The organism is Phenylobacterium sp. LjRoot225 (genome assembly GCF_964252855.1).
Lineage (GTDB): Bacteria > Pseudomonadota > Alphaproteobacteria > Caulobacterales > Caulobacteraceae > Phenylobacterium.
In genome coordinates this window covers 46,830-61,465 of the sequence record NZ_CAXUPL020000005.1, presented here as the reverse complement: position 1 = coordinate 61,465, position 14,636 = coordinate 46,830, and the positions used below count along the sequence as shown (strand labels likewise).

Annotated in this window: 14 protein-coding genes; 9 read left to right on the top strand and 5 right to left on the bottom strand. The window is 66.9% G+C overall.

Annotated elements, in window-relative coordinates; all coding sequences use genetic code 11:
• Nucleotides 1-20 precede the first annotated feature (20 nt).
• Together ACSQ2B_RS23815 and ACSQ2B_RS23810 are read right to left on the bottom strand one after the other, a co-directional pair.
• Nucleotides 21-1,163, bottom strand: a complete 1,143-nt coding sequence (locus tag ACSQ2B_RS23815; protein ID WP_436053870.1) for an FAS1-like dehydratase domain-containing protein — start codon at nt 1,161-1,163, stop codon at nt 21-23.
• A 17-nt stretch (nt 1,164-1,180) separates the two neighbouring features.
• A complete protein-coding gene (locus tag ACSQ2B_RS23810) occupies nt 1,181-2,746 on the bottom strand; it encodes an acyl-CoA synthetase (protein ID WP_436053868.1) in 1,566 nt (521 codons plus the stop codon).
• Nucleotides 2,747-2,935: 189 nt separating this feature from the next.
• Here ACSQ2B_RS23810 and ACSQ2B_RS23805 point away from each other — a divergent pair, with 189 nt between their 5' ends.
• From ACSQ2B_RS23805 to ACSQ2B_RS23795, 3 genes are all read left to right on the top strand, one after another.
• Complete coding sequence (locus tag ACSQ2B_RS23805) at nt 2,936-3,763, top strand: IclR family transcriptional regulator (protein ID WP_436053866.1); 828 nt, start codon at nt 2,936-2,938, stop codon at nt 3,761-3,763.
• A gap of 101 nt (nt 3,764-3,864) precedes the next feature.
• Nucleotides 3,865-4,164, top strand: coding sequence for a hypothetical protein (locus ACSQ2B_RS23800; protein WP_436053864.1), 300 nt, complete (start codon nt 3,865-3,867; stop codon nt 4,162-4,164).
• Nucleotides 4,165-4,255: 91 nt separating this feature from the next.
• On the top strand, nt 4,256-4,978 hold the full coding sequence (locus ACSQ2B_RS23795; protein ID WP_436053862.1) for a L,D-transpeptidase: 723 nt from the start codon (nt 4,256-4,258) through the stop codon (nt 4,976-4,978).
• A 22-nt stretch (nt 4,979-5,000) separates the two neighbouring features.
• Here the strand turns inward: ACSQ2B_RS23795 and ACSQ2B_RS23790 are convergent, their stop codons facing one another.
• Both ACSQ2B_RS23790 and ACSQ2B_RS23785 read right to left on the bottom strand, forming a co-directional pair.
• Entirely contained in the window at nt 5,001-5,981 is a 981-nt protein-coding gene (locus tag ACSQ2B_RS23790; protein WP_436053860.1) for a TauD/TfdA dioxygenase family protein, read from the bottom strand.
• A 200-nt stretch (nt 5,982-6,181) separates the two neighbouring features.
• Nucleotides 6,182-7,003 carry an IclR family transcriptional regulator gene (locus ACSQ2B_RS23785; RefSeq protein ID WP_436053858.1) on the bottom strand — a complete coding sequence of 274 codons (822 nt, stop codon included), beginning with the start codon at nt 7,001-7,003 and terminating at the stop codon, nt 6,182-6,184.
• A gap of 220 nt (nt 7,004-7,223) precedes the next feature.
• Here ACSQ2B_RS23785 and ACSQ2B_RS23780 point away from each other — a divergent pair, with 220 nt between their 5' ends.
• The 3 genes from ACSQ2B_RS23780 (at nt 7,224) to ACSQ2B_RS23770 (ending at nt 11,015) form a co-directional block, all read left to right on the top strand.
• The gene (locus ACSQ2B_RS23780; protein ID WP_436053856.1) at nt 7,224-8,954 is read left to right on the top strand and encodes a thiamine pyrophosphate-binding protein; all 1,731 of its coding nucleotides are present in this window, start codon (nt 7,224-7,226) and stop codon (nt 8,952-8,954) included.
• 131 nt (nt 8,955-9,085) lie between these two features.
• A complete protein-coding gene (locus tag ACSQ2B_RS23775) occupies nt 9,086-10,528 on the top strand; it encodes an aldehyde dehydrogenase family protein (protein WP_436053854.1) in 1,443 nt (480 codons plus the stop codon).
• Between the two features lie 106 nt (nt 10,529-10,634).
• On the top strand, nt 10,635-11,015 hold the full coding sequence (locus ACSQ2B_RS23770; RefSeq protein WP_436053853.1) for a hypothetical protein: 381 nt from the start codon (nt 10,635-10,637) through the stop codon (nt 11,013-11,015).
• Between the two features lie 82 nt (nt 11,016-11,097).
• Here the strand turns inward: ACSQ2B_RS23770 and ACSQ2B_RS23765 are convergent, their stop codons facing one another.
• Nucleotides 11,098-11,754 carry a DUF1989 domain-containing protein gene (locus ACSQ2B_RS23765; protein ID WP_436053851.1) on the bottom strand — a complete coding sequence of 219 codons (657 nt, stop codon included), beginning with the start codon at nt 11,752-11,754 and terminating at the stop codon, nt 11,098-11,100.
• Between the two features lie 93 nt (nt 11,755-11,847).
• Here ACSQ2B_RS23765 and ACSQ2B_RS23760 point away from each other — a divergent pair, with 93 nt between their 5' ends.
• From ACSQ2B_RS23760 to ACSQ2B_RS23750, 3 genes are read left to right on the top strand one after another with little or no spacing between them, the layout of a single operon-like run.
• On the top strand, nt 11,848-12,477 hold the full coding sequence (locus ACSQ2B_RS23760; RefSeq protein ID WP_436053849.1) for a flavodoxin family protein: 630 nt from the start codon (nt 11,848-11,850) through the stop codon (nt 12,475-12,477).
• 37 nt (nt 12,478-12,514) lie between these two features.
• On the top strand, nt 12,515-13,879 hold the full coding sequence (locus ACSQ2B_RS23755) for a hypothetical protein (RefSeq protein ID WP_436053847.1): 1,365 nt from the start codon (nt 12,515-12,517) through the stop codon (nt 13,877-13,879).
• 10 nt (nt 13,880-13,889) lie between these two features.
• A complete protein-coding gene (locus ACSQ2B_RS23750; RefSeq protein ID WP_436053845.1) occupies nt 13,890-14,630 on the top strand; it encodes a creatininase family protein in 741 nt (246 codons plus the stop codon).
• Nucleotides 14,631-14,636: the final 6 nt, after the last annotated feature.

Here is a 14,636-nt window from a genome sequence, read left to right as displayed (position 1 = left end):
GCATGGTGGTCAGCCTCGGCTTAGGCGCCGCGGCTCGGCAGTTCGACGATGGAGGCGCCGGAGGCCGACAGCTCGTCGCGAGCGGTGATGGCCTTCTGCTGGATCTCCACCAGATGCTTGCCGTTCTCGACCCACTTCCGGGTGACCACGCCGTCGATGAAGATGGCGTCGCCTTCCGGGTTGTGGCGGCGGATCTGGCACTTGCTCTTTTGCAGGAAGCCCGCGTCGCCCATCCAGTTGGTGACGTGGTGCGTCAGCCAGGAGCAGCGTTCCGGGCCGTAATCGTAGGCGCCGGGGGCGCCGACTTCGAGCGCGAAGGCTTCGTCCCAGTGAACCCGCTCCGGGCAATCCGGCACGTTGAAGCGGTTCGGAATGCCGAGACCCGGGTGCTTCATGACCATGTTGGCGGCGAGCTTGTTGGCGCGGATGTAGAGGCCGCCCCAGCCCTGCGCGTAGGCGATGAAGCCAGTGACCGTCATCGGCCCCTTCATCATGCGCGGCAGCGCTTCGCCTTCCGTCACGTCTTCCCAGTAGCGGGGAGTCGCGCCGCGGATCTCTTCCTGGGCGTAGAGCTTGTAGAACTCGGCGATCTGTTCGTCGGTGTAGGGTTCGACGCGGCCGCGAGCTTCGGTGTACTTCGTGCCGCGCTCACGCGCTTCGTCGCGGTCGGTGCGGAACACCCAGCTGTCGCACTCGGCGACCTTGTCGCCGTGCTGGTTGAAGAATTCCGTGTGGTAGATCTGCTGGAAGGCGCGACCGGCGAAGCGGGTCTGGTGCTCGATCAGGTCCTTCAGGTGCGCCGTCGTGGTGATGACGTCGTTGCGCAGCACCGGCTTCAGCCAGGTCCAGTCGGCGCCGGCCCACATGGCGTGAACGCCGGAGAGGCCGCCGCAGTAGCCCGAGACGATCCGGCTGGTCGAGAACAGGAAGCTCGGCAGAGCCACGATGCTGCCGAACGAGGTCTTCGCCGCGTAATCCGGGTTGGTCCACAGGGGGTTATCGTCGCCGATCCCGTGGGCGTAGTGGCGGATCGCGTCGCGGGTCGCCTCATAGTTCCACGGCTCGAGCGTGTCGGTGATCGGAACGCCAATCCGCTTGCGGAGATCGTCGAGGCCCTGCTCGGTGATCTTCGGGAAACGGGCTTCGGTTGAGTCTAGCGCCATTCGTCTTCTCCTGGATGTCAGTTGGCGAGCGCGGCCGCGGCGGCGGCCTCGCGATCGCGAAGGATCTTGCGGTGAACCTTACCCGCCGGCGTCTTCGGCAGTTCACTCACAAATACGATGTGACGCGGAAACTCGTGCTGGCTGAGCCGCTCCCGCGTGAAGGTCTTGAGCTCGGTGATGAAGTCCTCGCTCGCCGCGCGGTCGCTGACGAGGAAGGCCTTGGCGACCTGGCCGCGGGTCGCATCGGCCACGCCGATGACCGCGGCTTCCTGCACGTTCGGATGCTTGAGCAGGGTGGCTTCGATCTCCACCGCGCTCATCGTCCAGCCGGCGGAGATGATCACGTCGTCGGCCCGGCCGCAGTGGTAGAGGTAGCCCTCGTCGTCGGTCCGCGCGAGGTCCTTGGTGGTCATCCAGCCGTCGCGGCGCCACAGCATCAGTTCGCCGACCACGTTCGGCGCCGTCGGCGTGCCGTCGGGATTCTGCACCTGCAGCTTCAGACCGGGGATCGGCTTGCCCAGCGAGCCCGGCTTGACCACGAAGTCTTCCGCGCCGGGATAGTTGACCAGCACCACGCCGATCTCCGTCGTGCCGTACATGCTGCACGCCGGCACGTGGAAGGTCTCCTCGATGAAGTCGAGGGTGGCGGGGTCGATCGGCTCGCCGGTGAAAGACAGCTTCTTGAAGTAGAAGGTGAAGTCCCCGGCCTTCCCGGAGTTCTTCATCATCCGGTAGTGGGTGGCCGCCGCCGACATGTTGGTGATCTTGTAGTCCTGCAGCGCCTTCAGCAGCCGCACGGCGTCGAAACGACCGGCGAAGGTGCCGGTCGACACGCCCAGCGCCAGCGGCGCGAGCGTCCCGTGCCAGAGGCCGTGGCCCCAGGCCGGCGAGGAGGGACAGAAGAATTCGTCGCCCGGCCGGATGCCGGTGCCGTAGAGCGCTGCGAACATCAGGGTGACGATGGCGCGATGGGTGTGCTTCACCGCCTCCGGCAGCTCGCGCGTGGTGCCCGAGGTATATTGGAAGACCGCCAGATCGTCGGCGCGCGACTTCGCCTCGAAGGTGGTCGGGAAGCGCCCGATCTCCGCCAGCATGGCCTCGTCGGCGACGACCACGCGGAGGCCTTCGATCTTGCCGGCGATCTCTGCCTTTTCGGCGTTGGTGATCAGCATCTTCGGCTTGCAGTCGTCGATCCGCAGCCGCAGCGCGTCGGGCCCGAAGAGGGTGAACATCGGCACGCTGATCGCGCCCATGGTGATCGCGCCGAACAGGCTCAGATAGAAGGGCAGCGACGGCTCGAGCATGAAGGCGATGCGGTCGCCCTTCTGGATGCCGTTCTCGACCAGCCAGTGGGCGAACTGCGCCGAGCCGGCGGCGATCTGGTCGAAGCTCAGGACCTCGTCGGCGCCATCGGCATGCGCGATGCGCACCGCCGCACGGCCGGAACCGTCCGCATGGCGGCGGATGCACTCGTGGGCGATGTTGAGATGCTCACGATCCCCGTCGAAAAGCTCCCACAGCGCCTGGGAGTTCGCGTGTTCCTGAGCGTCTGCGTAGCGGGTGTATTCGGTGAGCTTGGCCATTGATCCAACAGCTGTTTTCTCCGAAGCCGCCGCAGGTCTGCGCGGTCGTTCGGGTGACGCGGGGATATGCCACGAGATTTCGACTGTTGTAAATATCGAATAGCGTTCTATATATTGAACGAATTCGGATCCAGCGACTCGCCGCATACTGGGGCGGACAGGGGCATCCATGACTGACGGCGAACCGGCATGAAGGACGATGTGCTGCGCCCCGCGGCGCCGGAACGCGAACTCGCCAAGGCGATGGAGACGAGCAAGGCGCCGGCCATCTCCCGTGCGGCGGCGATCCTGCGTCTGTTGGGCAAGAGCGATGCGCCGCTCGGCGTGCAGGCCATCGCCCGCGAGCTCGGCCTGGTGCCCAGCACCTGCCTCTATGTGCTGCGCGCCCTGGTCGCCGAGGAGTTCGTCGCCTTCGACCCGGACACAAAGCGCTACGCCCTGGAGGCCGGCGTGCTGACGCTCGCCCGGCAGTGGCTGCGGCGCAATCCGTTCAACGACCTGGCCCAGCCGGTGCTGGACCGTATCGCCCAGGCCTTCGACGTGACGATGCTCGGCGTGCAGATCGTCGGCCTCGATCACATTATCGTTGTCGCTGTCTCCCAGTCGGGGCCCAGCTTCCAGCTCAGCACCCAGATCGGCAGCCGCTTCCCAGCCCTGATCAGCGCCACGGGCCGGTGCATCGGCGCCTTCGGGGGCTACCCCGAGGCCGAGATCAAGGCCCGGTTCAAGTCGCTGCGCTGGGACGAGCCCCCGACGTTCGAGGACTGGAAGGCGCAGGTCGCCCAGACCCGCGACCAGGGCTTCGCGGTCGACGAAGGCAACTACATTTCCGGCGTGACCGTGGTCGCAGCCCCGGTCTGGAAGGCGCGCGGACGGCCCAGCCATGCGCTGGTCGCCATCGGCATCGGCAGCGCCCTGAAGCGCAACGGCCTGCCTGCCCTGCAGCAGGCGCTCAAGACCGGGGGCCAGACCCTGTCGAACCAGCTCTGCGGCGAGCATTCCGCGGCGTGGAGCTGAACGTGGCGACGGCTCCGGCCGTGCTTCGGATCAAATGATGGAGCGTCCATCGCAGCAAAGGTTGAATATCCGCGAGTCATAACAAACAGAGGATGTTCGGAATGCCACGGCCTGCAAATCGTGTCGCAAGCATCCCACTCGCTGCGGCCCTTGTCCTGGGCGGGCTCAGTCTTGCCGGATGCGCCACCAAGGACTACGTCAACGAGCAGATCGCCCCCGTGGACAGTCGCATCACTACGGTCGACGCGAAGGCGGGGGACGCGATCCAGCGCGCCGACGCCGCCAACGCCGCGGCGCAGGCCGCCGCCGCCGACGCGCGCACCGCGAACCAACGGCTCGACCAGCTGACCCCCCGGGTGGACACCCTCGAACAGGCCCGCCCGCGCTCGCCGCGGAACTGATCTTCGGATACGGAGCTTGCAGGTGACCCTCGCCGATCGAGTTCCGCTGCCTGTGTAAGCGGGTCGGACTTGCGGTCCGTGGAGCGACGCTATGCGCGATCCCATAAGGACGGCGTTCGCGGCCTTGGCGTTCGGGGTCGGGGCGCTCTGGCCCGGCATGACCTGGGCCGGGGCGGCGCAGGCGACTGAGACGGCGCGGACCAGCCCGCCGGCGCCCGAGACCGTGGCGCAGCTGGCGACGTGGGCGATCGCGTCGGGCGACAATCGCGATCTCCCCTTCGTGATCATCGACAAGGTCGCCGCCGAGGTCTTTGTGTTCACCGCCGACGGCCGTCTGGCGGGCGCGGCGCCGGCCCTGCTCGGCCTCGCGCACGGGGACGATTCCGCGCCGGGCGTCGGCGACCGCAAGCTGTCCGCCATCCCCCCCGACGAGCGAACGACCCCGGCTGGCCGGTTCCTCGCGGCCTGGGGGCTCGCCCCGGGCGGAGGCCGGGTCCTTTGGGTGGACTATGCGACCGCGATCTCGCTGCATCCCGTCGTCAGGGGGAGCCCCCAGGAACGGCGCCTGCAGCGGCTGACGTCGTCGTCGCCGGACGACAATCGCATCACCTACGGCTGCATCAACGTCCCGGGCGGCTTCTACGAGAAGGTCGTGCGCCCGGCGTTCACCGGCGTCAGAGGCGTCGTCTACATCCTCCCGGAAACCCGGCTCCTGGAAGAGGTCTTCCCGGCCTTTCGCGCACAGGCGCGGACGGTCGCCGCCTCCACGGCCGCGGCGACGTCAGCGGGTTCCGACGCCGCCTCGGCCAGATAGTCGGCCCGCGCGCTGACGGCCCCTAGGCGACGTCGCGATAGACCTCGCCGATCTTCTTGCCGTCCTCGAAATAGCCGAGGCCGTAGTCGCCCTTGATCGTGGTCCGCAGGGTCTGGCGCTCGTACTTGGCGTCACAGCCTTCGACGGCGTGGACCATCCGCCAGTTGTCCCAGATCAGCATGTCGGTCGGCTTCCAGTCGTGCCAGTAGCTGCAGCCGGCGCCGGCCAGCCGGTTGATGGTCTGGCAGACCTCCTCGTAGAAGGCGTCGCCTTCGGCGTCCTCGTGGTGTTCGACGCCGACGGACATCCAGGGGCCGATGTGCAGCACCTTCTCGCCGGTCGCGCGCGTCCAGACCGCCGGGTGCATCGCCCGCGGGAAGATCGCCACCTCCTTGAGCAGTTCCTTGGTCGCCGGCGGATCGCCGAGCGGCTTGAAGTTCACGCCGAAGCGCATCTTCGTCAGGCGCGTGTCGAGCGTGTAGATGATGTTGAGGGTTTCGAGCCGGTCGCGCAGGTTCTTCGGGAACTGCTTGTAGAGTTCGATCCCGTCCATGAATCCGGTGCGGCCGCCCACCGGCGCATTGATCGGCGCGCGCAGCACGCCGGCGCGGTTGAGTTCGTCGTTGTAGCAGTGGTCGAAATGCCAGGGCGAATAGCGCGCCAGCCGCTGGCCGTTCAGCTCCACCAGGCCCTCGACATTGTAGGGATCGTCGCTCGGCTTGTAGTGCATGTCGATCACGCCGACGGCCAGGTCATCGCTATCGACGTCGCGCGGCGTGGCCTTGGTCGGGTGGTCCTTGAGCGGGCCGAAGACCTTGCTGAGCTCGACCTGCATCTTCGAGGTCGGCTCGACGTCGTCGAAGACGATCACGCCGCGCTCTTCGAAGACCCGGTTGATCTCGGCGCGGACCGCCTCGTCGGCGAGCGCCTCCCAGTTGACGCCCGCCACGCGCGCGCCGAACGCCAGGTCGTCGCTGAGATTCTGGACCTTGATACCCGCCATTTGCATCCTCCCTACCCTGTCGCCTAGGGGTCGGCGGCTCGCCGCCCGGACCCCGCTGAAGCGCTTGTTTCCCGACCTTACCCCGCACGCCCGCGATTGAAAATTTTCGTTCGCAGTTTGCGACGCGGCCATGATGCGATTGCGGCGGCAGGCAAGGCGCCCGCGCGCGGCGCACGACCCCCCCGGCGTTTCGGGCGCGGTCAGCTGCGGTGCGACAGCTGCCGCGCCGCCGTGAGGACCGCCTCTTCCAGTCCCGCCAGGCGGGCGCCGTCCAGCGCGCTCGCCCGGCCGATCGTATTGATGCCGTGGCTCACCGACCCTTGGGCGTCCCAGACGGGGGCGGCGATGGAGATCATGCCGGAGATGAAGTTGCCGGCGTCCACCCCGTAGCCCAGCTCCCGGGTGCGTTCGACCTGCTGTCGCCAGGTCTCGTAGTCCAGCGGCTGGTCCCACTTGATCTGGGCGAACCGGGCCCGGATCTCGTTCTCCGGGTGGCCTCCAAAGGCGGCGATGCACCGCCCGGTCGCGCTGGTCAGCGCCGGGAAGCGGGTGCCGATATGGGCGCTGAACCGGAAGGCGCCCGCCGAGCGGGAGATGGCGATGATGGTCACGTGGTCCAGGCCGAAGATCTCGGTGGCGACCACGGTGACGTCGAACGCCTCGCTGATCTGGTCGAGGTGCGGCTGCACCAGATCGCCGAACCTGTTCTGGCGGGACCAGTATTGCGCCAGGGTGAGCACGCCGGGGCCGAGCGAATAGCGTTTGGTGTCCGGATCGAAGGCGACCATCTCCTCGGCCAGCAGGGCCTGGAGCAGGTAGTAGCAGCTGCTGGTCACCACCCCGAGCTGGCGCGCGATCGCCTGGACCCCGAGCGGCGTGGGGCTTTGCCCGAGGATATGCATGGCCGCGAGCGCGCGCGAGATCGAAGGGACCTTGCCGCCCTTGGCGACGGTCGCGGGGTCGCGCTCCGCGGTCGGCGCCTTGGACCCTTCCCCTCCATTCGCCCCCCCATCATGCGGCATCGGATCATTCCTGTTCTGGCCGGGCGGAGAACTCCGCGCCCGGGCGCGAAACTCTGCGAGCGCTCGCCTGCGCCATCTGCTTACATGCCGCCGCCGTCGCCGGCCAGTATCTTTCTATATGTAGAAAGACTTTCTATATCGACAAACCGCGGACCGGCCAGTAATCAGCCTTGCACACTCGCGGCGCCGCAAACCGCTTGGCGCAACAGGGAGACAAATAATGGGCGTACCCGTCTACGAGCGCATCCTGCAGCTTTTCGAAGCCGAAGGGATCAACACCCTGTTCGGCATTCCGGACCCGAACTTCGTCCACCTGTTCCTCGAGGCGGAATCGCGCGGCTGGACCGTCGTCTCCCCCCACCATGAGGCCGCCGCCGGCTTCATGGCCGAAGCCGCCTCGCGCATCACCGGCAAGCCGGCGCTCGCCATCGGGACGCTTGGCCCGGGCATCGCCAACGCGATGCCGGCGATCCAGTGCTGCAAGGTCGAGAATTCGCCGGTCATCTTCATGGGCGGCCAGCGCGCCCGCATCACCGAGCGCCGCGTCCGCCGCGGCCGCATCCAGTTCGTCCGCCAGGAGCCGATGATCGAGGATTCGGTGAAGTATTCGGGTTCGATCGAATACGCCGACCAGACCGACGAAGTCATCCGCGAGGCGATCCGCCAGTCGATGTCCGGCACGCCCGGCCCGTCCTACGTCGAGTTCCCCTCGCACGTCATCCTCGAGGAGCTCGACGTTCCCGAGCCGCTGCCGCCGCACCGCTACCGCCTGGTCAACCAGGGCGCTGACGGTGACCGCCTGGCCGAAGCCGTCGAGCTGATCCGCGCCGCCAAGAACCCGATCCTGCTGGTCGGTCACGCCGTTCACACCACGCGTTCCGGCGCGGCGGTCAAGGAACTGGCCGACCTCATGCAATGCCCGGTCATCCAGACCTCGGGCGGAACCGCCTTCATCCCGGGCCTGGAAGAGCGCACCTTCCCCTACGGCTTCTCGGAAGTTTCCATCGACGCCGTGGTGGAGTCCGACCTCTGCCTGGCGCTGGGCACCGAACTGGGCGAGCCTTCGCACTACGGCCGCTGGCGCCATTGGGTGGCCAACGAAGCCAACCGCAAGTGGATCTACGTCCAGCAGGACCCGACCGCGATCGGCGTGAACCGCCCGATCGACGTGCCGCTGGTCGGCGACCTGCGCGCCGTCGTCCCGCAGCTCGTCCGCGCGCTGAAGGACACCCCGCGCCAGCCGACCGAGGCCCTGTCGCGCTACATCCAGCGCGACGCCCAGCAGCTCGAGGAACTGGCCGCTGAATCGCGCACCAAGGCCGACGGTTCCAACGGACCGATGCACACCTCGCGCTTCGTCGTCGAGGCGTCCAAGGCCTTCCCGAAGGACGGCATCCTGATCCGCGACGGCGGCGCCACGGTGATCTTCCAGTGGACCTACTCGCAGTCCAAGCCGCATGACGTGATCTGGAACCAGAACTACGGCCACATCGGCACCGGCCTGCCCTACGCCACCGGCGCCATGCTCGCGGACTACGCGGCCACCGGCAAGAAGCGCCCCGGCATGCTGCTGACCTCGGACTCCTCCTTCATGTTCCACATCGCCGAGCTGGAAGTGGCGGTCCGCAAGGAGCTGCCGCTGGTCTGCATCGTCGGCGTCGACAACCAGTGGGGCCTCGAGGTCGGCGTCTACAAGCGCACCTTCGGCCTGGGCACCGCCGAGACCGGCACCCACTGGTCGAAGGAAGTCCGCTTCGACAAGGTCGCCGAGGGCTTCGGCTGCCGTGGCGAGTACGTCGAGAAGGCCGAGGACATCGGCCCGGCGATCGAACGCGCCTACGCCTCGGGCAAGGTGACGGTCATCCACGTGCCGATCGACCCGAAGGCCAACTCGGAAGAGATGCCGAACTACAGCGAGTTCCGCACCTGGTACGCGGAAGGCACCCAGTAAGAGGGACCTCGGTCTCTCAGCCTTTTGTGATGCCCGCGTCGCGCCGCAAATTGCGCGGCGCGGGCATTGCGTTTAGGCCGTTCGAAAATAGCCGTTGGCGAAACCAACCGTTGGAAAGTCAGGAAGCGGGCATGCGCGAATATCTGAAGTTCTACATCGACGGACAATGGGTCGATCCGGTCGAGCCCAAGACGGCCGACGTCATCAACCCCGCGACGGAAGAGGTCTCAGGCCGGATTTCCCTGGGCTCGCCCGCCGATATCGAGAAGGCGGTCGCCGCCGCGCGTAAGGCCTTCGCCAGCTGGTCGGAAACCACCCGCGAGCAGCGCCTCGAGGTGATGCTGGCGATCCAGGCCGAGTACGAACGCCGCAAGCAGGAGATGGGCGAGGCCATCACCGAGGAGATGGGCGCGCCGCTCTCCCTCGGCACCGGCTTCCACACCATGCTCGGCTCGGGCCACCTGCAGACCGCCATTGAGGTGCTGCGCGAGTTCAAGTTCGAGGAGCTGCGCGGCTCCACCCTGATCCGTCATGAGCCGATCGGCGTCTGCGGCCTGATCACCCCGTGGAACTGGCCGATGAACCAGACCTGCGTGAAGATCTTCCCGGCCCTGGCGACCGGCAACACCGTGATCCTGAAGCCCCCGCAACTGGCCCCCTATTCGGCGCAGATCCTGGCGGAAGTGCTTCACGCGGCCGGCGTTCCGGCCGGGGTGTTCAACATGGTCCAGGGCTCAGGCGCGGTGCTCGGCACGGTGCTCTCGAAGCACGAACAGGTCGACATGATCTCCTTCACCGGCTCCGAAGGCGTCGGCGTCCAGATCTCCAAGGATGCGGCCCCGACCGTGAAGCGCGTCGGCCTCGAGCTCGGCGGCAAGAGCGCCTATGTCGTGCTCGACGACGCCAGCCTGGCGGCGAACGTCGGCGCCGCCACCGGCGCGATGATGGGCAACTCCGGCCAGACCTGCTCGGCCGGCTCGCGCCTGCTGGTGCCCGCCGCGCGCATGGCCGAGTGCATCGAGGCCGCCCGCACCGCCGCCAACAGCGTGACGGTCGGCGATCCGCTGGGCAACGCCGCCATGGGCCCGGTCGTCTCCAAGGGCCAGTACAACATCATCCAGGAATACATCCAGAAGGGTCTGGACGAGGGCGCGGAGCTGATCGCCGGCGGCCTCGGCCGTCCGGCCGGCCTGGAGAAGGGCTTCTATGTGAAGCCGACCGTCTTCGTGACCACCAACGACAAGGTCATCGCCCGCGAGGAGATCTTCGGCCCGGTGCTGGCGATGATCGGCTACGACGACCTCGACGACGCCGTCGAGATCGCCAACGACTCCACCTTCGGCCTCGGCGGCTATGTCGTCGGCGAGGATCTCGAGACCTGCCGCACCGTCGCCAAGCGGATGCGTACGGGCGCCATCTGGGTCAACGGAAGCTTCGACTTCCACGCGCCGTTCGGCGGCTACAAGCGCAGCGGCAACGGGCGCGAGTGGGGCGACTTCGGCTTCCTGGAATACCTCGAGGTCAAGGCCATCATCGGCTACGGGGCGACGCCCGCCCACCCCGCACAGATCTGAGGCCCCTCCCCGCCCGGCCCTCGGCGGCCGGGCGGGGCTGCGGCGCAGAACACTTCCACGATCATCTCCAGTACGGCGTCGTGTCGGCGCGAAAAGGATACACAGGATGTCTCTCTCCGAGATGGAGCAGCATGTGTTCGCCTACTTCGTGGCGAACGGCGCGCAGGACTTCGCCATGGTCGGCCGGTTCTGGCCCTACGGCGAGCTCACCATGGTGCTCGAGGACAAGATCCGGATCGCCACCCGCAAGTTCGGTGCAAAGGCCGGAGCCGCGGCGCCCGCCGTCGCCAAGGCGTTTCTCGACCTGATCATCGAGCACGACGCCTTCTCGACCGTCAAAAACAAGTTCGGCGGCACCATGCACCAGTATCAGGCCGACAAATACCCGGGCTACATCAAGGACCTGCAGCAGACGAACCCGATCATCCAGAAGGCCCAGGCCGCGGGTCCGGCGTTCTGGGACGAGACCTTCGCCGCCCTCGGCTGAGGGCATCGGAGACCTCCGGGAGATGGCGGGCGTTCTGGAGGGCCGGAACTAACGAACGGCCCATTATTGTCGCGGAGGCAAGTCATCCGCCGTGGGGAATGAAGGTCATAACCAGCGCGGAGCTTTCTCCTCCGCGGTCATGGCCCGTTCGCGACATGCCGTGCGCACAAGATGAAAGCAGAACCAGACAATCGATCTCGGCGCGGAGTTCGACGTAGTCGCCTGCGCAGCACGCTGGCTCCCGCGTAGCGTAGCTGCCGTTCGGGGCTACGCTTGTGGTCATGAACAGGTTCCAGGGTTGCGGCGCGTCGAGTTGCTCGACGCCGAAACGCGACAGCGTCGCCGACAGTCGCGCTGTGCAGCTTGGAGGGTCCCGAAGGGGCCCCGACCTGCGCGAGAGCGCCGGACTACAGGCGGGGATAGAGCTGTCGTGCCGCCCATGGGAGATGTCGGCAAAGACCCGTAGGATCGCTCCATGATCGCTCGCAACCAGCAGATCACCTGGCTCTAGAAAGACCTTCCGGATCAAGGCTTGGCTGTGAGTCATCGACACGCGGCGCTCGAGGTTCGTGGCGTCATAGGCCCAGAGCGCCACGACTTGAACTTCGTCCAGCGCCGTCACCCTGACATGTCGGCCGGCCGGCATTCTCAGCAAGAGCCATTCGCCTACTGGCAGGAGATCTATCTGGGCCGCCCCAGGCGCTCGCTCTTGTGAGGTCGACAGGCTGGCCCCAAACATCGTCTGCTCTCCGAGTTGATTGACTAGCCAATCAACATAGTGCTAAGGCCAGATTGTCAACATGCAGGGGCCGGCCCAGCCGGGGATCAGTCGATGAAGGCTCTCGTGCTCAGTTCTAGTCCGCGGCGAGACGGGAACTCCGCTCAGCTAGCGCAGGCCGTCGCCGAAGGGCTGCGCGAGGCGGGTCACGACGCGGACTTTGTCTTCGCCGCCGACATCCTCAACGGCTTCCTGCGGGACTGCCGAACCTGCCGCAACGCGCTCGGGGAATGCACGATCGACGACCGTTTCGAGACCACGTTCCTTCAGAGCTACCTGCCGGCTGAGGGGTTCGTCGCCGCAACGCCGATCTACTGGTACGGCGTGTCCGCCCAGTTGAAGGCCTTCTTCGACCGCATGTTCTGCAACGTTGCGGCGTCGTCGCCACGTTCAGCTCGGGTCGTGACCCAGATGCAGGGCAAACGGGTCGGCCTCGTCCTCAGCTCGGAAGAGACCTTTCCCACGGTCACGGCCGGTCCCGTGCATCAGGTCCAGGAATTCGCCCGCTACACTGCCTCGACCTTCGTGGGCGTCGTTCACGGCGTCGGCAATGCGCGGGCCGATGTTCCGAAGGATCCCTCACGGCCTCTGGAGCGTGCGCGCCAGTTCGGTCGCGAATTCTTCGAGCGGCACGCCACCGACTACCGGATCGACACGCCCAGAGCCGGACGGGTCTGGGGCTGAATCCAGCAATCCACAACACTCACAGCGAGTAATCTCAATGAGCGGTACTGCGGCGGAACTTCTGAAGCATCTGGACGAACAAGGTGTCCAATACTGCTATGTGACCTTTGTCGACATCCACGGCGCCTCCAAGACCAAGTGCGTGCCTCTGAGTCACTTCGACGCGATGGTCCGTGGATCGGAGTTGTTCACAGTCGGCGCCCTCGACGGCATGGGGCTGGTAGGGCCGCACTTCGATGAGTGCGCGGCGGTTCCGGACCTGGCGAGCGCGATCATCCTGCCGTGGGACCGCCGCTACTGCTGGTTCGCGGCGGACCTTCATTTCCGCGGCGAACCCTATCCGAACTGCAGCCGTGTCATCCTGAAGCGTGCGCGCGAACGCGCCGCGCGGGCCGGCTTCAGGTTCAATCTAGGAATCGAGCCCGAGTTCTACATCTACCGACGTACCGCCGAAGGCCTGGCGCCGCTCCAGCCGAAGCGGTTCGGCGGGGTGACGCCAGCCTACGACCTTCACCAGATGTCGCAGGCCCAGCCCTTGCTCGAGCAGCTGGCCGGCTATGTCGATCAGCTCGGCTGGGGGCTGTACTCCTTCGACCAGGAAGGGGGCCATGGGCAGTTCGAGATCGACTTCGGCTACGCCGACGCGCTGACGACGGCCGACCGCCTGACCTTCTTTCGCTTCATGGTGAAGGTCGTCGCCGAGCAGCACGGGGCGATCGCCACCTTCATGCCCAAGCCCTTCAGCGACGATTTCCGCTCCGGCGCGCACTACAACATGTCACTGGCCGAACTCGAGGGCGGGGCGAACGTCTTCGATGCCCGGGCCGGCGGACCCGGCCAGCTTGGCGCCCGCTACGACCTGCAGACGACCGACTTCTGCCTGCAGTTCGTGGGCGGATTGCTGAAGCATGCCGATGCGCTCTGCGCCATCACCTGCCCGACCTACAATTCCTATAAGGGGCTCGTGGCGCGCGGCGACATGCCGGACATGTCCTGGGCGCCGGTGCTGCGGGCCTATGGCCGCAACAACCGTTCCGCCATGCTGCGGCTGCCGATGAACAGGGCCTGCATCGAGAACCGCACGCCCGACATGAGCACCAACTTCTATCTCGCCGCGGCCTTCAGCCTGCATGCAGGCCTGGAGGGTATCGACCTGGCGAGCGATCCAGGCGCTCCGCTGAACGACAACCTCTATCTGGAACCGGCGGGACGCAACGCTGTGCAACGATTGCCGCGGACGCTGCTGGAGGCCGTGGACGCCCTCGACGACAGCGAATTCGCGCGCACCGTCCTCGGCGAGGCCTTCGTCTCCCTCTTCGTCGCCCAGAAGCGGCGTGAATGGGACGCCAGCTTCTACGCTGTCTCCGCCGCTGAGCGGGAGAAGTTCCTCGAGTTCGTCTGAAGGCGCCCCGATGACCAGATGGACGAGCGTCAGGAGTCCTGAGATCGCCGCCCGCATCGCCTCGGGGCGGACTGTGGCCGTGCTGCCGGTGGGCGCCACCGAGCAGCATGGCCCGCACCTGCCGAGCGGGGTCGACACCTTGCTTGTGGAGAGCATTAGCGCAGCCGCCTGCGAGCGGCAGGACGTGCTGATGCTGCCGCCGCTGGCCTACGGCTGTTCGCACGGGCACACCGGTCGGTGGGCGGGAACCCTGTCGCTCTCACCGCGCCTGTTGGCGACCCTGGTCGAGGAGATCGCGACCTGGGCCGTGCGGGCGGGCGTGGACCGGCTGCTGATTGTCTCGGGTCACGCCACCAACGGCCCGTCGATCGAGTCCGCCATCCTGCAGCTTCGCCATGACCTGCCGCAGGCGCGCTTCGCCACGCGAGGCCTATGGGAGCTTTCGCCTGAGGCGCTGCGCCTCTACACGATGGACGGCAGCGACGTGCACGCCAATCTCGCCGAGACCGCCATGCTGCTGGCGCTCCGCCCCGACGAAGTCGATATGACTCTGGCTCGGGATGTGGAGGACGTGACGATCGGCAAGCTTTGGAGGTACGACATGCCAGCCGTGACGGCGAACGGCGTGGTCGGCCGCCCGAGCCAGGCGACGGCGGAGTTCGGGCGCGAGATGTACGAGCGTCTCGTCAGCGACCTGGCGGCCCTGCTGGCGGCTGCCGAGGCGGAAGCATGGCCGGGGCCGCCGTCCTGAGCGGCG

What these genes read in the sequence shown, in the direction of transcription:
- ACSQ2B_RS23815 (WP_436053870.1), bottom strand. Translation starts at nt 1,163, where the DNA reads ATGGCGCTAGACTCAACCGAAGCCCGTTTCCCGAAGATCACCGAGCAG.
- ACSQ2B_RS23810 (WP_436053868.1), bottom strand. Translation starts at nt 2,746, where the DNA reads ATGGCCAAGCTCACCGAATACACCCGCTACGCAGACGCTCAGGAACAC.
- ACSQ2B_RS23805 (WP_436053866.1), top strand. Translation starts at nt 2,936, where the DNA reads ATGAAGGACGATGTGCTGCGCCCCGCGGCGCCGGAACGCGAACTCGCC.
- ACSQ2B_RS23800 (WP_436053864.1), top strand. Translation starts at nt 3,865, where the DNA reads ATGCCACGGCCTGCAAATCGTGTCGCAAGCATCCCACTCGCTGCGGCC.
- ACSQ2B_RS23795 (WP_436053862.1), top strand. Translation starts at nt 4,256, where the DNA reads ATGCGCGATCCCATAAGGACGGCGTTCGCGGCCTTGGCGTTCGGGGTC.
- ACSQ2B_RS23790 (WP_436053860.1), bottom strand. Translation starts at nt 5,981, where the DNA reads ATGGCGGGTATCAAGGTCCAGAATCTCAGCGACGACCTGGCGTTCGGC.
- ACSQ2B_RS23785 (WP_436053858.1), bottom strand. Translation starts at nt 7,003, where the DNA reads ATGCCGCATGATGGGGGGGCGAATGGAGGGGAAGGGTCCAAGGCGCCG.
- ACSQ2B_RS23780 (WP_436053856.1), top strand. Translation starts at nt 7,224, where the DNA reads ATGGGCGTACCCGTCTACGAGCGCATCCTGCAGCTTTTCGAAGCCGAA.
- ACSQ2B_RS23775 (WP_436053854.1), top strand. Translation starts at nt 9,086, where the DNA reads ATGCGCGAATATCTGAAGTTCTACATCGACGGACAATGGGTCGATCCG.
- ACSQ2B_RS23770 (WP_436053853.1), top strand. Translation starts at nt 10,635, where the DNA reads ATGTCTCTCTCCGAGATGGAGCAGCATGTGTTCGCCTACTTCGTGGCG.
- ACSQ2B_RS23765 (WP_436053851.1), bottom strand. Translation starts at nt 11,754, where the DNA reads ATGTTTGGGGCCAGCCTGTCGACCTCACAAGAGCGAGCGCCTGGGGCG.
- ACSQ2B_RS23760 (WP_436053849.1), top strand. Translation starts at nt 11,848, where the DNA reads ATGAAGGCTCTCGTGCTCAGTTCTAGTCCGCGGCGAGACGGGAACTCC.
- ACSQ2B_RS23755 (WP_436053847.1), top strand. Translation starts at nt 12,515, where the DNA reads ATGAGCGGTACTGCGGCGGAACTTCTGAAGCATCTGGACGAACAAGGT.
- ACSQ2B_RS23750 (WP_436053845.1), top strand. Translation starts at nt 13,890, where the DNA reads ATGACCAGATGGACGAGCGTCAGGAGTCCTGAGATCGCCGCCCGCATC.